The following is an 18,005-nucleotide window of genomic DNA, read 5'->3' as shown; positions in this document are numbered from 1 at the left end:
TCGATCATGCAAGAAAACCAGTCCCTTCCAGAAGTCAAATCCGAGATTGTCTTCATTTCCGACCTGCTGCAGGAGGTCAGACGTGGCCGTATCCGCATTCCCCGCTTTCAGCGCCCGTTTGTGTGGAGCCGGGAGCAGATTCGGGAACTGTTGGACAGTATTCGCCAGCAGTTTCCCATTGGCAGCCTGTTGGTGTGGGATACGAATACTGTTCTAAGCAGTACCTCTCGAATCGGTACCACTACCGTTATCAGTGCGCCTGAGGGGAGCACGATTGCTCATGTGTTGGATGGTCAACAGCGTTTGACTACCTTGGTGGGGGCTCTCCTGCAGCCGAACGAGCAGGATACGGACGATGAAGATCCGGATCGGTGGAAAATTTGGTTTGATGCGCGTGCGAATGAATTTGAGCATCCCAAACGGGAAGAAACCATGGAAGCGTTCCATTTTCCCATGTGGAAATTGAACGATACCATTGATCTGCTCACTGAGTGTGACCGTATGCGCAACGCAGCACAGGGAGATGAGGGGTTGGGCTATGTCAGTCGTGTACAGACCTTGGCCCGCACTTTTCAGGGATACAAACTTCCGCTTATCCGTCTGCAACATTCCAACCTGACTCAGGCGGTGGAGACATTTACCCGTTTGAATTCCAGAGGTCGGGCCATGACTGCCGATCAGATGGCCTCTGCCTTGACCTATATGGAAGATCCTTCCGGCAAGCCCTCTTTTCGCTTCGATGTAATTATTGATCGCTCTCTTGAACAGTTGGACCGTTATGGCTTTGGAGATATTGATCGACGATTTGTCCTTCGGGCTCACCTGGCCAACATTGATGAAGAGATCTACCGGACTGACTGGACCAGGGCGACAGCCAAGGGAAAAAGAGGGGAAATCCGAAGGAAGTTGTCAGAGGTGGCGGTGGAAGAGTCTGATCAGTCGCTGTTAAGGGCTGTGTCTTTTCTGATGAATATGGGTGTGAATTGCAGTCGGCTACTTCCCTACGGCATGCAGTTGGTGGTGCTGAGCGCTTTTTTTTCCCAGCGCCCAGACCCGACGGAAAACCAGAAAAGCTTGTTGCGGCGCTGGTTTTGGGTTTCATCTTTTGCCGGATGGATCGCCAGTGGCAATCCATCCCGGATCAGTGCCCTGGTTAAGGAGTTTCGCAATGAGGTCGCTGCCAATGACAATCCCACACATTTGAAAAACATGAACTTGGAAGAGCCAGCGCAGGCGTTTCCAAAGCGGTTTGACATGCGTAGTGCCCGAGCCCGTACCATCCTGTTGATGCTGCTGAACCAGAAACCCCGTGACAGTCAGGGTAACCTCATTGCAGATCCATGGAAGAATATTTTGTCCCAAGGCCCCAGTGCTTTGGGGCGTATTTTTTCTTCCGGTATTGATAGGGATTTGGCACAAGGGCCAGCCAATCGGATTCTTCAGGTGGTTGATGAGGAGAGGTCTCAGGCCTCGAAGTGGCTGTTGGCGTTGGGAAAAGTCGATCCACCAAAACGCGAAGAGATTTTGCTAAGTCATGCCATTTCAGTCGCTGCCTGGGAGGCTTTGAAGGTCAATGACCGGGACCGGTTTCTAGAGTTGCGTCAAGAGTATCTGATTGAGCTGGAACAGGTTGTTATGAAAGAGGAAAGGGTTGTTCCCCCTCCTACAACAGAGCCTCAATTTTCTCCTACCGATACTGAATAACTGTTGTTCAGGATTGGATGGTGTCTTCAGGTGGGATGGCTTTAGCTAAGCCGATTCGGGCCAGGTGGGCGAATTCTGTCAGGGTCAGGGTTTCTCCCCGGCGGATGGGGTCGATGTCGGCTTTTTTGAGCCACTCTCCTGAATCTGGATCCAGGGGTTTGAGGGCATTTTTCAGGGTTTTTCGGCGTTGACCGAAGGCGGTGCGCACCACTTGGTTGAACCAGGCCGGGTCGGGTATTTCGGCTACGGGTTTTTGCCGGGGGAGGAAGTGGACCACGGCGGAGGTGACTTTTGGCACTGGGTGGAAGGCGTCTGGTGGCACATCCAGCACTTTTTCCACATCCATCCACATTTGGCATTGGACGGTGAGCGCTCCGTAGTCTTTGCAGTTGGGTGGGGCGGTGAGTCGTTGGGCGACCTCTTTTTGGAACATGAGGGTCATGGAGGCGATGGTGTGGCGTTGTTCCAGGAGGTGGAAGAGGAGGGGTGAGGAGATACGGTAGGGGAGGTTGGCGACGATATGAATGGGGCCGCCCAGTTGGTTGGCGAGGGTGGTGTAATTGATTTTGAGGGCGTCTCCCTGGATGATGTGGAGGGTGCCTTTATTTTGTGTGGTTTCTTTCAGGATGGGGATGAGTTGGTCATCCATTTCGATGGCGTGGACGACTTCGCATTGTTTGAGGAGTGGTTGGGTGAGGCTGCCGATGCCTGGGCCGATTTCCACGACTCTGTCGCCTGGGTGGACGTTGGCCAGGTTGACGATTTGGTTGGAGATGGTGGGATCGGTGAGGAAGTTTTGGCTGAGCCCTTTTTTGGGAAAGATCCCGTGGGAGCGGAGGAGTTGCCGGATGGAAGGAGGCATAAATCTTTTGACTTTAAACTATTAAAAAAAAAGAGGGGGGGGATTGGGGGGGATTCCTTCCCCCCAAGGTCTTTCCTTTGATCTTGATTTTGATCTGTTTCTTTTGATTTTGCTTTACACCCCCCCGGGGGTGTGGGGGCGAAGCCCCCACGGTTTTTCTTTTTCCTTTGATCTTGATCTATCTCTTTTGATTTTGATCTGTAGCAGTTCTATCTCAAAATTGGACACTCTTCCCTGACTCGTCATCCCCGGGAACCTGACTCGTCATCCCCGGGAACCTGACTCGTCATCCCCGGGAACCTGACTCGTCATCCCCGCGAAGGCGGGGATCCAGGGAGCTGATGATTGCCCTCAAGGAAAAACCAAATCTTCAAGTAAGGCCGGTGTTTTGCTGAAAGTGAGGCAAGATTTGGAAAAGGTTCGTGCCAGCCTCCCTGGATTCCCGCTTTCGCGGGAATGACGGCAAAAGAGCAACGGCAAAAGAGCAACGACATATGCCCAATTCTTGATTCGAATGGTTATATCTCTTCTGATCTTGACCTGGACTCTTCATAGACCATGATCCCGAACAGATCATCCCCGGATTAAACGATCAAGTTTCAGCCAATCTCTCTTCCGGCATCAACGGTTTGTGATCACCCTCCAGTCGTCGGTACATGTCGGCGATGGCCTGGCTTTCCGTTGCGAAGATATTGTTATCCCCGCCGATGGCATCGAACAGATTGGTGCGGCGCATGACATCCAGCACCTGTTTTTTCAGTCCTGAAAAGACCATCGTGATGTTGTTTTCTGCCATCCGTTCCACCAAGTGGTGGATCACTTCCTCGCCGGAGGCATCCAGCTGGTTGATGCCGTCGCCCACCACCAGGATATATTTGGCGTCCGGCTTATCGGCAAGAGCACCCAGGATGGAGTCCTCAAAATAGGTGATGTTGGCAAAGAAGAGTTGCCCGTCGAAGCGGATGAGGATGATGCGGTCATCGGTGGGCAGGGTGGGGTGGACCTGGAGATCCCGGAGGGTGCCGTCCTTGTAACGTCCGAGGATGGCCACCCGGGGGCGCATTACCCGGAAGAGGAAGAAAAAGATGGCGAGCCCTGCACCGATCATGATCCCCTTGTCGAGATGGGGGGCGAAGCCCAGGGTGGCGACGAAGGTGACCACAGCGGCGATGCCGTCGTGCTTGTTGGCGTGCCAGGCGTGGCTTACGGCCTTGAAGTTGATCAGCCCAATCACCGCCATCATGATCACCGCTGCCAGCACCGCCTGGGGGAGATGATAGAGGAGGGGAGTCAAAAAGAGCAGGGTGATGAGCACCACCAGGGCGGTGAAGAGAGAGGAGAGCCCGGTTCTGGCGCCTGCGCTCAAGTTAACCGCCGAGCGGGAGAAGGAGCCGGAGGTGGGATAGGATTGGGCGATACTACCGACGATATTGGCCAGCCCCTGACCGATCAGCTCCTGGTTGGGATCGATGCGGTCCTTGGTTTTGGCGGCCATCGCCTTGGCGATGGAGATCGCCTCCATGAAGCCTACCAGGGAGATCACCATGGCGCTGGTGAAAAGCTGGGCCATGGTGGCCAAATCCAGCTCCGGGAAGGCAAATTTCGGCAGCCCCTCGGGAATGGTGCCGACCACCTTGCCGCCCATGTTTTCGAAGCCGATCATCCAGCTGATGATGGTGGTGACACTGACGGCGATCAACACGTTGGGGTATTTTGGTTTTTTCTTTTTCAAAACGACCATGATGGTAAAGGCGGCCACCCCAAAGAGCAGGGTGACAAAGTGAAGATCCCCCACCTGAAGCACCACTTGCCAGATGTCGTTCATGAAGCTTTCGCTCCGGCCCATCTTGACCCCGAAAATTTTGGAGAGCTGGGAGAGGCCAATCACCAGGGCGGCGGCGTTGGTAAAGCCGATGATTACCGGATGGGAGAGAAAGCTGATCACCACTCCCAGGCGGCTGAGACCCAAGGCGAGCTGAAACATACCCACCATCAAAGTCATCATGATGGCGAGGCCGATGTAGGGATCGGAGCCCGCTGCGGCAAAGGGGAGCAGGGCGGAGGCGGTCAGTAGCGAAACCACTGCCACCGGGCCGGTTGCCAGCTGCTTGGAGGAGCCGAAGAGGGCGGCGATGGCGCCGGGCATGAAGGCGGCATAGAGCCCATAGTAGGGGGGGAGTCCCGCCAGCTGGGCATAGGCCATGGATTGGGGAATCAAAACCAGGGCGACGGTGATGCCGGCGATCAGGTCGGCGCGGATGGTTCCGCCACTCATGGGGAACCAGTTCAGAAAGGGCAGAAAACGTTTGGCTAGGTTCATAGTCTCGATAGTTTCTTGGTTTTGAGGTCAGAAGAAAATAACGGGCCTCTCTGGGGGCTCGATGGGATATGTTGCCGGGGGTGGTCCAGTCGTTTGCAGCGTTGGATCAGGAGGTTGCTTGAGGGTGTTGGAGGTTGGTTTCTCCATGGGAAAGCGACCGTCAAACAGCCGGTGTTGGTGAGATGAAAGTCGTGGTGAATCCAAGGTTTAGGCATCAGACAGCATGTTGAATTGCCTCAACGATAGAGAGCGACCGATTGAGTCTTTTGGGGTTATTTCACTCTATTTGGTTGAGATTGGCAGGCAGGGCGGAAAGCACCCGATAACACCTCTGGGTAACACTATGGAAAAGAGTGTAAAAAGGCAACCATTAATACCCTGTTTAAGGGGATTCAATATTTTTTACCAACCGCGCTGCAAAAAAACCATCCATCCCTTCCAACCCCGGCTCCGAGCGGAACTCGCCACGGGGAGTGATGCTCGCTTCGGGTAGTCCCTCCCGCTCTGAATCCAGGGGGCTTGGTTGCCACTCGGGGTGGGTTTCGAGAAAGTGGCTGATCTGTTGTTCATTTTCCCCGGTTTCCAGGGAGCAGGTGGCATAGACCAGCACCCCCCCCGGGCGTACCTGGGCGGCGACCTGATTTAAAATCCGGGCTTGCTCTTGGATAATCCGCTCCAGGGAGTCCCGCTTCCGACGCCATTTGATATCCGGATGGCGACGGATGACCCCGGTACCAAGACAGGGGGCATCCACCAGGGCCTTGTCGAAGAGGGGGGGGGCGGTTTGGAGGGGATTTTCTTCCGTTGATGAAGGATCTCCCACGCTGAAATCGCCCGCATCTGCCGCCATCACTTCCACCCCCTGGACCTGAAGACGCTCCAGATTTTCCCGCACCCTTTCCAGGCGTTTGGGATTGCTGTCGAGGGCTGTGATGTGGGCCTGATTGTTGGCCAGGGCTGCCAGATGGGCGGTTTTTCCTCCTGGCGCGGCACAGGCGTCGAGAATTTTTTCTTCGGGCCGGGGATCCAACAGCCGGGAGACCAGTTGCGCCGCTTCATCCTGCACCGCAAACCACCCCTCCTTGAACCCCGGCAGCTCCCAGATGGGACCACCCCCCGTGATCACGACCCCTTCCGGGGAAAAATCGGTGGGTCGGGCTCTCTCTCCCCAGGCGGCCAGAGCTTCCTGACGGTTGGTTACCAGGGTGTTGACCCGCAGGGTGAGGGGGCCGGGGATATTGTTGGCAGCCAGGCGTTGTTCCAGGAGGGGGCCATCCAGTTGCGACTCCCAGAGGGCCACCAGCCACGGTGGGTGGGACCAGGTGATGGCCCGGCGGCTGGTGGGGTTGGTGAGGGTGGACAGGAGTTTTTCCCGGTCCTGATCGGTCACCCTGCGCAGCACGGCGTTGATGAATCCGGCCCGGGGCAGATCCGGGGATTTTTTAACCAGAGCGACCGCTTCATGAACGGCAGCCCGGGCGGGAATGCGCATGAAGTGGATCTGGTAGCTGGCCGTTCGCAACACAGCCCAGAGAAAGTGATCCTTGGGAGGCATCCCCCGGGTCATGGCGCAACCCAGGAGATGATCCAGAAGGCTCAAGTGGCGGATGGTGCCGGTGGCAATCTCCACCGCCAAGCCCCGATCCCGACCGGATAGCCCCTGCACCCGCTCCAGGTGATAATCGAGAGCGCTATCCAGGGCTTCTCCATCCCGAAGTACCCCCAGCACCACCCGAATGGCAGCGGTGCGGGAGTCGTGGCCCTTTGGAAACCAGAGACGAACCGCTCCGGATTTTTCTTGCCGGTCACGACGCATTTTGGTGGGGGCTGTTTTTGTCCAGAGTCTGCCGGAACGCTTTTCCCCAGAGGGGCTATCCGTATCCGGTCTCTCCGGGCGTTTTTCCCTGAAGGTATCCTCCTGCTGGTCCGGGCGCTTGGCCATAGGGGGCGGCGCGTCCGGCTTTTCCAGAGGCTCCTGTGGCAGAGGCGTTTGGGCTCTTTCCTTGCGATATTCCGAGGGGGATTTGCCCGGCATGCCCCGGTATTGAATCGGGCGGGATGTTTTTTGGTTTTCCCGGGGTTTTTCCCCAAAGGGGGTGCCTTGGGACTCTCCCCGCTCCCGACTGGCCGAGGAGGCTCCCCGGGTCTCTCCTCCGGGTTTGAACGAAGGGGATCTTTCGGACGTGCCCGGACGTTTTTTTGCAGAGGCCTTGCGACGGGCGCCGGGACGTTTTTTGACGACGATTTTTGTGACGCCGCCCGTGGGCTTGATCGACAGGGTTTTACGTTTGGTGCCGGTTGGCTTATCGGTAGGCACTAACGGATTGCCGCCTGGGCGTTGCTCCGAAGAGCGGTAATCTCTTTGGCATAATCGGGTTGGTTGAAGACCGCCGACCCCGCCACAAAGACATCCGCTCCCGCTTGGGCGGCTTCGGCAATGTTGTTGGGTTTGATGCCCCCATCCACTTCCAGCTCAATGGCGCGGCCCGAATCCTCGATCATCTTGCGCACCCGGCGGATACGCTTGAGGGTGTTGGGGATGAAGGATTGGCCACCAAAACCGGGATTGACACTCATCAGCACCACCATGTCCAGCAGGTGCATCACGTTGCCCAGGTTGCAGGCCGGGGTGGCGGGGTTCAAGGCGAGACCCGGACGGCAGCCCAACTCCCGAATGAGATTCAAGGTGCGATCCAGATGCACCACCGCTTCGGCATGGACTGTAATCACCTCCGCCCCGGCTTTGGCAAAGGCTTCGATGTAGGGATCCACCGGGGTGATCATCAGGTGGACATCCAGGGGCTTGGTGGCGATCCGACCGACCGCTTTGACCACCGGAGGGCCGATGGTGAGATTGGGGACGAAGTGGCCGTCCATGACATCGACGTGAATATAATCAGCCCCGGCGGCCTCCACAGCTTGGATCTCTTCTCCCAGGCGGGCAAAGTCGGCGGATAGAATGGATGGTGCAATTTTGATCATCAGGATCGGCCTTTAGCCATGCGTTGTAGACGGTTGACCCGCTCATCCATGGGTGGATGGGTGGAAAAAAGAGACCCCAGCGTGCCACCGCTTAAGGGGTTGACGATAAAAAGGTGTGCTGTGGCTGGATGGCTTTCAGCCTCCCGGAGGTGGGTTCGGCGGTTGCCAGCGTCCAGTTTGTTTAAAGCGCTGGCCAGCCACAAGGGATTGCCGCACAGTCGCGCCCCTTCGGCATCCGCCAGATATTCCCGTGAGCGGGAGACCGCCATTTGTATCAGCATGGCGGCGATGGGGGCCAGAAACATCATTAAAAATCCCCCGGCACCGCCCCCTTCTTCATCCTGGCGTCCGCCAAAAATCATCGCCCACTGGGCCATGTTGGCCATGGTGGTAATGGCTCCGGCCAGGGTGGCGGAGATGGTGCCGATGAGAATGTCCCGGTTGATGACATGGGCCATCTCGTGGGCCATCACCCCGGCCAGCTCCTCCCGGTTGAGGATGCGCAGAATGCCGCTGGTGGCAGCCACCGCTGCGTGTTCGGGATCCCGCCCCGTGGCAAAGGCGTTGGGGGTGGGGTCATCGATGAGAAAAACCCGTGGCATGGGGGTGTTGGCCCGCCGGGAAAGCTCTTCGACAATGCTGTAAAGCTCCGGAGCCTCCTGGGGACCCACCTGCCGGGCACCATACATGGAGAGCACCGCCTGGTCGGAAAACCAGTAGGCCCAAAAGTTGAGCCCTACCGCCAAAACCAGGGCAATCATCATTCCGGATCGGCCACCCAGGGCTTGCCCGGCCACCAAAAAAAGGGCGGTCAGGCCTGCCAGAAGAATCGTCGTCCGCATGGTGTTCATCAGTTGCCACCTCATCGTTGAAAAATGGGGAGGAGAGTTTGCCGGAATTTAACAGCAGTCAGCCCATTTTGGATCATCCAAGGGGGATTGCCAAGCGATGGAGCCCAAAACCGTACCGATTTTTCGTTGTCTATTGATCTGGACGCTTGGCTCTTCAGCCAACATACCGGTATGGTCGTTGTTGGGCCTGCTGTTATTTTGATATAGCCATCGGCCATCCTGTTTTCAAGTAGGGGGTAGACCGATCATTGGACCAGGGAGAGATGAAAAAATTCCAGGAAAGAGGGATTTGAATCGACTGAGAGAATGATTCAACAGTTTGAGAGGTGAATGGCTGGAAAGCGTTGTATAAGATATGGAATACGCTTTTCCTTCGAGTTGCATTTTGAGCGGGGAGAGGCCTCCGAGGTGCCAACGCCTGAGAGGGGGAAGGATGAAGGATATCTTTCGGCTATCAAGGGGGCTCGGGTATTGTTGGTTGAGGATCATGAGCCTTCCCGAGAGGTGGTCCGTTCCCTTTTGACCCGCCGGGGGTTGGTGGTGACATCGGCTGGCAATGGCCTGGAAGCACTGACAGCATTGGATAGCCCCGGGGCCGATTTTGACGTGGTGATTACCGATATGCAGATGCCTGAGATGGATGGCTATGAGACCGCTCGGGCGATTCGGAGCCGCTTCCGGTATCGCAAGCTGCCCATCATTGCCATGACCGCCCACGCCATGGCTGGGGAACGGGAAAAGTGTCTGGCTGCGGGGATGGATGATTATCTGAGTAAACCGTTGGATATCAGACGATTGTTGGGACTATTGGAGCGATGGATCGTACCTCGTGGACGCAAGGAGAGCGTCATGACTCAGGAAAAAGCAGCTGGAGCCCCTAAAAAGTCGGCCACGAGCGGAGAGTTGCCGGATCGGCTGCCGGGCATCGATATCCCCACCGCTTTGGAAAGACTGGATGGGGACCGGGAGTTGTTTCGGAGGATTTTGCTGGGTTTCCGGGCGGAAAGAGTCGAAATCGTTGATGAAATTGTCACCCACCTGAACAGCGGCAACCTGGCCCGTGCGGCCAATCTGCTCCACTCTCTGCGGGGGGTGGCGGGAAATCTTTCCGCCAGCCGGTTGGTCATGGTGATTCAGGCGTTGGAGGGGGCCATCCGCGATGGCAGTGAGGCGGTCTTTCCAGCTCTCGCTCAGGAACTCGAAGAGGCCATGGCCCAGGTGCGGGAAGGGCTCGATCAATTGGGGTGACCCCTTTTTTTGATGGAACACTCCTGAAATCAAGTGAAACCAAGTTTGCAATCAGTCTGATCGTGGAAAGAGGCACATGAAAAAACGGGGTGGAAAACGCAGCAGGAATGTTGGCGCACCAATGGGTAGGCGATCAGGGAAAGCGCAACCAGGTGTGGTGGACATTCGAGGGTTACTGCAGGCGGCTTGGGGACACCATCAGGCAGGGCGTCTGCACCAAGCGGAGCAGCTTTACCGGCAGGTTCTGCAACACCAGCCGGATAATGGCGATGCCAACCAGCTCCTGGGCTTGATCGCACTGGCGGCAGGCAAGCTGGATGTGGCTGAAACCCTGATCAAGCGGGCAGTGCGAAAAAATCCCGACAACGCTTTCTATCACTATCATTTAAGCAACGTCCTGTTGGCCGGGAAAAGGTATGAAGAGGTGCTTGGCTGCTGTCAGAAGGTCATTGCGCTTGAGCCCCATCATGTGGAAGCGCTCAACAACATGGGCGCGGCTCTCCTGGCGTTGGGGCGGGATGACCAAGCTATCGCCAAGTTTCAGGAGTGCCTCAGGCTCAAACCCGATTTTGCCAGGGTGATATGCAATCTGGGATATGCCATGCAAAAGCTGGAGCGATTTGATGAGGCAGTCGAACAATATAAGGCAGCCCTGACCTTCGATCCCCAACTTGTCGAGGCTTACAATAATTTGGGTTGGTTACTGGTACATTTGGGGCGTTTCCAGGAGGCCGTTCAACCGCTACAGACGGCGATCAGGCTGAAACCCGATTTTTTGGAGGCGCGCTTCAATCTGAGCTTGGCCCATGTGAAGCTGGATCAACCGGCAGCAGCGGAACAGCAGTTTCAAAAAGCCGTGGCGTTGAGTCCAGGCCGCGCTGATGTTCAGAATATTTTGAGTGCCATTCCACATAAATATGGCCACGTTGAGGAGATGATTGCTTATTTTCATGCCATCATCACTCAGAATCCGCAAAACGTAAAAGCCATAACCAGTCTGGCTGTTATTTATGAAAGTGTGTCCCGTTTGGAAGAGGCCGTCAGAATGGTGGCGAAGGGATTGGCCTTGGAACCGGCGGACCCACTCTTGACCAAGCTTTCCGGAACTCTGGCCCGGCGGACAGGGGAGGGCCAGCAGGCGGTTATCGGACGTATGGCTTTGCTGTTGTCCGAAAAGCAGTTTCCCCTCATCCGCCGATCTGAGCTGCTCCATGAGTTGGGTTTGCTTTGCGACAATGTGGGGCAGATCGATCAGGCCATGACCTGCTTTACTGATTTCAACCGGATCGAGGAGCGACGGGCGGGACAGAGGGGAATCGACAAGGAAAATTATCTGGGTCAGCTTTCGAGGCTGGAAGCGTTTTATAAAACAAAAATTCTAGGTGGTTGGTCCCCCCCGGTCTCCAGGAAGGATGGTGGCAATGATCCTGTTTTTTTGTTTGGTTTTCCCCGTTCCGGCACCACCTTGCTAGATCGAATCTTGGAGTGCCATCCCCGTTTTCAGGTTCTGGAGGAAAAACCACTTCTCCAGGCCGTACGGGAAAATTTGAATGAAACCAGCCGTCCCTATCCGGGACAATTGGCTGAATTGGATGATGAGGAGGTTGAGAGGCTCAGGAAATTATATTTCAACAAGGCAGCCAGATATGTGGTGCCTCGGGAAGGGGGCCGCATTGTGGACAAAAACCCCCTGAACACCGTTCACATTCCTCTGATATTACGTCTATTCCCAAATGCCAAGATGGTATTTGCCTTGCGTCATCCTTTAGATGTTTGTCTCAGCTGTTTCATGCAACGTTTTGGTTTCAATAATGCCATGGCCAATTTTTATACCCTGGCCGATACCGGCCACTTCTACAGCCGGGTGATGGGGCTCTGGGAAGGGTATGTCGAGCAGTTTGAATTTCATTGGCACAGTGTCCGCTATGAGGATCTTGTGGCCGATTTCAAGGGGGAGACCAGCAAGCTTCTGGCATTTCTTCAGGTGGAATGGGATCCGGCAGTGTACGGTTTCCACGAGCACGCCAAGAAGGAAGTAATCGGCGTCTACACTCCCAGTTATCAGCAGGTGGCGAGACCCATCTACGACACCTCGCGCTATCGCTGGAGACGTTATGAATCCCATTTGCAAGAGCTGAAGAAAACCATCGCGCCCTTTATTGATCGATTCGGCTATGGCAGTGAATAGGGTGGCGTAGGGGAAAACGCTGTTTGGGGGCTCCAGCTGATCAGCTCCAGTCAGTCATGCTTCACTCCATTTCAGGGACTTGGTCGGCCCTCCCGGTCGAATCCAGCCACTCATGACGGAAATCAACGCTTCATGACCGAAACCACCGATTTTCTCATCATTGGCGGTGGGGTGCTGGGGCTTACCCTCGCTTTGGAGGTCAGGAAGCGTCATCCAGGGATGCGGGTGGTGGTGTTGGAAAAGGAACGCCAACCCGGCACCCACGCCAGTGGCCGCAACAGTGGCGTGCTCCATGCCGGATTTTACTATACCGCCGACTCCCTCAAGGCCCGTTTTTGCCGGGAGGGCAATCGGGAGCTGACAGAATATTGCCTGAGCCGCAAGCTCTCCATTCGTCGGTGTGGCAAGCTGGTGGTGGCCCGATCCCACGCAGATCTACCCGGTTTGGCGGAGCTGTTGCGTCGGGGGCGGGTCAATGGTGTGGCCCTGGAGGAGCTGACTGCCAGAGAGGCTCTTGAGATCGAACCCCGGGCGCGCACTGTGGAGAAAGCCCTCTTCGCCCCCACCACCGCTTCGGTGGATCCTGTGGAAGTGATGGCGGCTTTGGTTCAAGATGCCCGTCAGGCAGGTGTGGAAATCCTGACGCAACGGCGCTTTTTGGGGGGCAAGCGGATTCAGAGGGGGGAGAGTGATGGGGCTGTGGAGATTGAAACCAGTGGTGGGGCGATGGCGGCGGGCTATCTGATCAATGCCGCCGGTCTCCATGCCGACCGGGTAGCCCATGGGTTCGGTTTCGCCAGGGAATATGCCATCCTCCCCTTCAAAGGCCTGTATCTCTATTCGGATGAGCCCCCCGAAAGCCTGAAGACCCACATCTATCCCGTACCCAACCTCGATAATCCCTTTCTGGGGGTGCACTTTACCGTGGGGGTGGGGGGTGGTATCAAAATCGGCCCCACGGCGATACCGGCCTTTTGGCGGGAGCATTATCAGGGGTTTGAAGGGTTTCGTCTGAAGGAGATGGGGGAAATTTTGTCTCGGGAGGCGGGGCTTTTTTGGGGTAACCACTTTAACTTCCGTCGTTTGGCCTTCCAGGAGTTGGGCAAATATCGCAAAAGCCGCCTGGCCCGGCTGGCTGGTGAGCTGGTGGGGGATGTGGACCCGGCGCACTATCGACGTTGGGGCCGTCCGGGTATCCGTGCCCAACTGCTTCATCTACCCAGTCGTCGCCTGGAGATGGATTTTATCTATCAGGGAGACGCCCACTCCTTTCACCTGCTCAATGCCGTTTCTCCCGCCTTCACCTGCGCTTTGCCTCTGGGTCGTTTTTTGATGGATCGGATTGAGAGTCTGATGGCTTGAAATTTGCATCATTGCCCCCATGGCCGGTCTCTTCCCTTGGGGAGGGGCTTGGGTTTCTACGTCTTATGGTGGTGGAGTCTTCCCTTGAAGATCAACGGATGGTTTGGCAAACGACTGGCTTCTCTCCTGCTTGTGGCAGGAATGATTGGCATCAACCTGGCTGAGGGCGCTTCCCTCTATCGCCGGGGGTGTGAATATCCTGCCGAAGGGTTGCAGGTGTGTTGGGAGGCTTCTGCCGAGGAGGGGAGCGCTTTTGGTCCCTTTGCCGAGGTGCATCTCCTGCCGGTGACCCAGCAGCGGGCGGGCTTGGATGAGGTGTTGGTCAACTATACCCTGGGAATCCAGCGGCAGCTTATGCCGGGTAATTTTGCCCGGGTGGTGATCCAGGAGTCCACCCCGGCCCGTCATCTGGGCGAGGCGATCAACCTGAGCCGCCGGAACAACTGGTCCACCGTCATGTATATCTCCCCCCGGGTGCTCCGCAATTCAAGTGCCATGAGTCCGGGGATGGTGGATTGGGATGTCTATTTTATCGATGGCCTCCAGGGGCGGGTGATACGCACCTTGCGGTTGCAGGTGGAATCCACCCCCTATCGTAAGCCGGATGCCGTGGAGATCGGTGCCATGACCGCTGGGGGGGTTGTGGCCTCCGGTGTGGCGTCGGCTTCACCGGTGGGTGCGGCGGGTCTTTTGGCCACAGCTCTGGCTGCCCGCACCCCCAACCCTCCGGAAGCGGGCCGCTCTTTGGAATATATGACCGAACTCGCCGTACGCCAGATTCTCTTCCTGGCGCAATATCCCATCGAGGAGTTGAGCCCCCCCGACAGCCCAGTACCCGATGCCCCCAAGCCTTCCGTGACCGAACAGGCCGGTGGTTGGCTGGCCCGGCTTTTTTCCACCAAATAAATCCCTTCCGGGGGCTTGGAACCAACCCGTAGAGCCTGTTGCAACAGGCTCCGTAACGATCCCCAAAGGGGGCTTGAATGTTCAAGAATATCAAAAAATTGGTCTGGGCTTATGATGCGGAATGGGTGCCGGATCCCAAAGCCGGGCGGCTGCTCTACAAGCTTGACGAGGAGACCCCGGATGCCCAGGTGATGGAGCGGATGTGGCAGGAGGGCGGGGCGGACGAAAACAATCCCCAGCCCTATCTCAAGACCGTCATGTGTCGCCTGGTCTCCATCGCCGCCATCCAGCGTCAGGTCAACAAGGATGGCTGGCCCTCTCTGCGGCTGCTCTCCATGCCCCGTGAAACCACTGGGCCTGAGACCGAAGAAAAGACCATTGTGGGAAAATTTTTAAAAGCGATGGGGGAGCGTCAGCCCCAGATGGTAGGCTACAACTCCATCGCCGCCGACATGCGCATTCTGGTGCAGCGGGGCATCATCCACGGTCTTTCCATGCCCGCTTTTTGTCGTCGTCCCAACAAACCCTGGGAGGGCGTGGACTATTTTGCCAAGGGGAGCGATTTCAACATCGACCTCAAAGATGTCGCCACCCCGGGTTGGGGCCAGGGATCCCCCTCTTTGAACGAAATGGCGACTCTTTCGGGGATTCCCGGCAAGATGGAGATGGATGGCGAATCGGTGCCCCCCATGTGGCTTGAAGGACGCCTGGATCGGATCATCGCCTATAACGAAACCGATGCGGTGACCACCTTTCTGGTGTGGCTGCGCATGGCCCATTTTGGTGGCCATCTCTCCACCTCTCAATATGAATCCGAACAGGAGTTGGTGCGGGAGCTGCTGAAAAGCGAAGCGGAAAAGAACGGCAAAAATCACCTGCTGGATTATCTCACCGAGTGGGACCGGCTGCAGAAGGCGACCTCTTGATTTTGGTTTGATCCATCAGGGTGTGGCAGGCAAGAGAGAAAAACGACCCCGCCTGCCCCCTGGAGGGGAGGCGGGGCTGGTGGACGCCTACCAATATTTTTCCAGATGAAGGTTGCCGGGCTCTTTACGGCTGCCGGGATCAAAACCTTTTTCCTGGAGCTGGGCTGCGGCATTTTCCACCATGCCGGGGTTACCACAGAGAAAGACGTGGGTCTGCTCGGGGCTTAGGTCAAAACCGCAGGCGTCGGGAAGTTCTGGATGGGTGATCCAGTCGTTGAGACGCCCGGTACGGCCATTCCAGTCGCCATCTTCCTGGGGACGGGAGATGACCGGAATATAGCCAAATTTGGGACACTGTCGGCTCAGGCCTTCCAGCTCTCCCCGATAGCCCAGATCCCAGGAATAGCTGGCCCCGTGGAGAACGGCCAGAGGGCGGATGGGGCAGCCGATGCCCAGCGCCAGGGTGCGCACCATGGAGATGTAGGGCGCAAGCCCGGTACCGGTGCCCACCAGAAGAATGTTTTTATCCTGGGGCACGCTGTCCAGGGTGAACACCCCGGAGGCTTTTTTGCCGACGAAGAGGCGGCTTCCCTCCTGGAGAGCAAAAATGCGGGGGGTGAGTTCACCGCTGGTGACCATGGAGACATAAAACTCCAAAAAGGCCTTCTCCTCGCTGCCGGAGCTGATGGAGTAGGCCCGTCGGATCAAGCGTCCGGCTTTTTCCGGTGGATAGGGATCCCCGGGGCCCGCTTCGGGTACCCGGGGGGCCTCCCGGGTGAGTCCCAGCACGGTAAACTGGCCCGGGATGAAAGCGAGATTGTTATCATCGGGGCGCACCTGAAAGATGGCGAGTTGGGGGGTAATGTCGATCCGCTTAATGACGGTGGCGTTATAGTGGCTGCTTTCGTGAGGGGCATCGGCCATGATGAAAATCTCCTGATTTGGTTCTGGTCGGCACGGTGAAGCTTGCCGCCGATGGGAGGTATCGTTCAAGGGTACGGATAGGATAGAATGGTATCATGGAAAACATGAAATCATACAGTAAGGCTGACGTGGTTCGCCTGCTCCTGGAAAATGAAGGGCGGGTGATGCTCTATCTGAACGCCACACGCTCTGGGGTGGAAGTGCCTCGGCGGCTGATGAATGATCAGGGCTTGCGTTTGATTTTAAACCGTAAAATGCCCCATCCCATCCACGTTACCGCAACGGGGGTGGAGTCTGAGTTGCGTTTTGGGGGCGTTCCCCACTACTGCATTATTCCCTATTCCGCCCTCTGGGGGGCTCTCAATCCCGACACCGGCCACGGCATGTATTGGCCCGACTCCATGCCCGAGCCCATCCGCCGAAATTACGAATTTTCCCGCTCTCTGCAAGCCCAGCACGGTGCTGATCGTCCCGACCGGGCCGCCTCCCAGGAATCCGGCGAGCCCATGCCCCAGGCTAAGCCCGCTGGCGCTTCGGCCAAAGCCACGCCCAAAGCCGCCAAGCCGGTGTTTCAGGTGATCGATGGTGAGGGCAAGTCTCCGGATAATGGCGACACCCCCCCCCCCGCCCGACCGCTCCCCCCCCCGCCTCAAGCTGGTGAAATAGTTGCCTGTTAATTTGTTTGTTGTTCCTCTCTGCATGGTGGTGCCAGCTCATCCGGTGTGGCGCGTCAATAGCTCTTTCAGGCATCAGCTGGGATATGTCCGCAAGGCGCTTAACAAATGGAGGTCCGGTTCATCGGGAGAGGCCCCCCCGGTAGGAGTGGGTGAAGGGTGACTGAGGTTTGCCAGGAGGTAGGGTGTGTCCGATGTTTCCTTGAGCGCCAGAAATTTTGTGTGCAATAATGCTTTGAGCAAGTATGGCTGTGACGGCTCCATGCCATGTTTTCATTGATTGTTGGTGTGTTTTTTGCTACCCTGTCCTTTCTGGTGTTGAACAAGGGAACCGGTCAGTTTATCTGCTGTCAATAAGATTAAGAGATCCTAAGGCAGTCTAGAGTATACAGCTCAAGGAGGTTAACATGGGGATATAGTGTGGAGTTGTAGAGGTAAAAGTGTGTTTAGGTCGTCAATCAGTCGATCTGTTCTTTTCCTGTAGACCGGTTTCTGTTGTTAACATCAATCACCATCTCTTTTAATGAAGGGTAGAATGGGTATCTGAGGCTTAAAACAATCTCTCCCAAATAAAATGATTCTCCGCTCGAAATGAAATTCCTCAGTTCGACCTCAATAATCTCCCTGTCTCCTATATGGTGATTCCAAGCTGTTGCAGCTATCTCTAAAGCATTTAGCCATATTATTAGTTGTTTTCTTGTCTCTCCCAAGTTGTTTCCTTTGAGGACAAATTTGCCATTTTCTTTGTCTTCATCAGATTCTTTGATTCCTTCTAAGTTAAGGTTTTTTAGTATTTTGTCAATGCGATGTCTTTCTGTTTCATCAAGCAATATATCGTCTTTTGAGAAAAAATTTTCTTTCTGTTTTCCGTTAAAGCATTTGACTAGCTCTACGATGTCTTTTAGGGGCGATTTAATTTCGCATACTGCTTGGTGGAAAACTTTCAGAACATCTAATGCCGACTCTCTCCGAGCTCTTTCATGAGTCCCCCGAAAAAAGTCCGTTCAAGCTTGATAGCATTCCCAGGCCAGTTGACTGCTTGATGTGAAAATCTCACC

14 protein-coding genes are annotated in these 18,005 nt (G+C 56.0%); 7 read left to right on the top strand and 7 right to left on the bottom strand.

Going from position 1 to position 18,005, the window contains the following annotated elements; all coding sequences use genetic code 11:
• The first annotated feature begins 6 nt into the window (after positions 1–6).
• Positions 7–1,704, top strand: a complete 1,698-nt coding sequence (locus HQL52_14715) for a DUF262 domain-containing protein (GenBank protein ID MBF0370702.1) — start codon at positions 7–9, stop codon at positions 1,702–1,704.
• Positions 1,705–1,711: 7 nt separating this feature from the next.
• Here HQL52_14715 and rsmA read toward each other — a convergent pair whose 3' ends face one another.
• From rsmA to htpX, 5 genes are all read right to left on the bottom strand, one after another.
• Positions 1,712–2,566, bottom strand: a complete 855-nt coding sequence (rsmA, locus tag HQL52_14710) for a ribosomal RNA small subunit methyltransferase A (GenBank protein ID MBF0370701.1) — start codon at positions 2,564–2,566, stop codon at positions 1,712–1,714.
• Positions 2,567–3,158: 592 nt separating this feature from the next.
• Positions 3,159–4,886 carry a sulfate permease gene (gene sulP / locus HQL52_14705; GenBank protein ID MBF0370700.1) on the bottom strand — a complete coding sequence of 576 codons (1,728 nt, stop codon included), beginning with the start codon at positions 4,884–4,886 and terminating at the stop codon, positions 3,159–3,161.
• 382 nt (positions 4,887–5,268) lie between these two features.
• Entirely contained in the window at positions 5,269–7,203 is a 1,935-nt protein-coding gene (gene rsmB, locus HQL52_14700) for a 16S rRNA (cytosine(967)-C(5))-methyltransferase RsmB (protein ID MBF0370699.1), read from the bottom strand.
• Positions 7,203–7,874, bottom strand: a complete 672-nt coding sequence (locus HQL52_14695) for a ribulose-phosphate 3-epimerase (GenBank protein ID MBF0370698.1) — start codon at positions 7,872–7,874, stop codon at positions 7,203–7,205. The genes rsmB and HQL52_14695 overlap by 1 nt, the downstream gene beginning before the upstream one ends.
• Positions 7,868–8,719, bottom strand: coding sequence for a zinc metalloprotease HtpX (gene htpX / locus HQL52_14690; protein MBF0370697.1), 852 nt, complete (start codon positions 8,717–8,719; stop codon positions 7,868–7,870). Before htpX ends, HQL52_14695 begins: the two co-directional genes overlap by 7 nt.
• 330 nt (positions 8,720–9,049) lie before the next feature.
• Here htpX and HQL52_14685 point away from each other — a divergent pair, with 330 nt between their 5' ends.
• The 5 genes from HQL52_14685 to HQL52_14665 all read left to right on the top strand — a co-directional run bounded on the left by HQL52_14685 (position 9,050) and on the right by HQL52_14665 (position 15,349).
• Positions 9,050–9,967 (top strand): response regulator, encoded by a 918-nt coding sequence (locus HQL52_14685; GenBank protein ID MBF0370696.1) that lies wholly within the window; start codon positions 9,050–9,052, stop codon positions 9,965–9,967.
• A 154-nt stretch (positions 9,968–10,121) separates the two neighbouring features.
• Positions 10,122–12,155 (top strand): tetratricopeptide repeat protein, encoded by a 2,034-nt coding sequence (locus HQL52_14680; GenBank protein MBF0370695.1) that lies wholly within the window; start codon positions 10,122–10,124, stop codon positions 12,153–12,155.
• Positions 12,156–12,287: 132 nt separating this feature from the next.
• Positions 12,288–13,517 carry an L-2-hydroxyglutarate oxidase gene (gene lhgO / locus HQL52_14675; GenBank protein MBF0370694.1) on the top strand — a complete coding sequence of 410 codons (1,230 nt, stop codon included), beginning with the start codon at positions 12,288–12,290 and terminating at the stop codon, positions 13,515–13,517.
• Between the two features lie 84 nt (positions 13,518–13,601).
• Positions 13,602–14,423 carry a hypothetical protein gene (locus tag HQL52_14670; protein ID MBF0370693.1) on the top strand — a complete coding sequence of 274 codons (822 nt, stop codon included), beginning with the start codon at positions 13,602–13,604 and terminating at the stop codon, positions 14,421–14,423.
• Between the two features lie 77 nt (positions 14,424–14,500).
• The gene (locus tag HQL52_14665; GenBank protein ID MBF0370692.1) at positions 14,501–15,349 is read left to right on the top strand and encodes a 3'-5' exonuclease; all 849 of its coding nucleotides are present in this window, start codon (positions 14,501–14,503) and stop codon (positions 15,347–15,349) included.
• Between the two features lie 87 nt (positions 15,350–15,436).
• Here the strand turns inward: HQL52_14665 and HQL52_14660 are convergent, their stop codons facing one another.
• Complete coding sequence (locus HQL52_14660; GenBank protein MBF0370691.1) at positions 15,437–16,273, bottom strand: ferredoxin--NADP reductase; 837 nt, start codon at positions 16,271–16,273, stop codon at positions 15,437–15,439.
• Positions 16,274–16,377: 104 nt separating this feature from the next.
• On the opposite strand from HQL52_14660, the gene HQL52_14655 reads away from it, so the two are divergent.
• Positions 16,378–16,950 (top strand): hypothetical protein, encoded by a 573-nt coding sequence (locus tag HQL52_14655; GenBank protein MBF0370690.1) that lies wholly within the window; start codon positions 16,378–16,380, stop codon positions 16,948–16,950.
• 455 nt (positions 16,951–17,405) lie between these two features.
• On the opposite strand, the gene HQL52_14650 is transcribed toward HQL52_14655, so the two are convergent.
• Positions 17,406–17,777 carry a hypothetical protein gene (locus HQL52_14650; GenBank protein ID MBF0370689.1) on the bottom strand — a complete coding sequence of 124 codons (372 nt, stop codon included), beginning with the start codon at positions 17,775–17,777 and terminating at the stop codon, positions 17,406–17,408.
• Positions 17,778–18,005: the final 228 nt, after the last annotated feature.

This window comes from Magnetococcales bacterium (assembly GCA_015232395.1).
Classification (GTDB): domain Bacteria; phylum Pseudomonadota; class Magnetococcia; order Magnetococcales; family JADFZT01; genus JADFZT01.
This window is presented reverse-complemented; position numbering and strand designations above follow the sequence as displayed.

Bases quoted from the DNA above. Each gene is read 5' to 3' on its own strand.
- HQL52_14685 (MBF0370696.1), top strand. From the start codon at position 9,050: ATGGCTGGAAAGCGTTGTATAAGATATGGAATACGCTTTTCCTTCGAG.
- sulP (MBF0370700.1), bottom strand. From the start codon at position 4,886: ATGAACCTAGCCAAACGTTTTCTGCCCTTTCTGAACTGGTTCCCCATG.
- htpX (MBF0370697.1), bottom strand. From the start codon at position 8,719: ATGAACACCATGCGGACGACGATTCTTCTGGCAGGCCTGACCGCCCTT.
- HQL52_14660 (MBF0370691.1), bottom strand. From the start codon at position 16,273: ATGGCCGATGCCCCTCACGAAAGCAGCCACTATAACGCCACCGTCATT.
- rsmA (MBF0370701.1), bottom strand. From the start codon at position 2,566: ATGCCTCCTTCCATCCGGCAACTCCTCCGCTCCCACGGGATCTTTCCC.
- HQL52_14655 (MBF0370690.1), top strand. From the start codon at position 16,378: ATGAAATCATACAGTAAGGCTGACGTGGTTCGCCTGCTCCTGGAAAAT.
- lhgO (MBF0370694.1), top strand. From the start codon at position 12,288: ATGACCGAAACCACCGATTTTCTCATCATTGGCGGTGGGGTGCTGGGG.
- HQL52_14665 (MBF0370692.1), top strand. From the start codon at position 14,501: ATGTTCAAGAATATCAAAAAATTGGTCTGGGCTTATGATGCGGAATGG.
- HQL52_14715 (MBF0370702.1), top strand. From the start codon at position 7: ATGCAAGAAAACCAGTCCCTTCCAGAAGTCAAATCCGAGATTGTCTTC.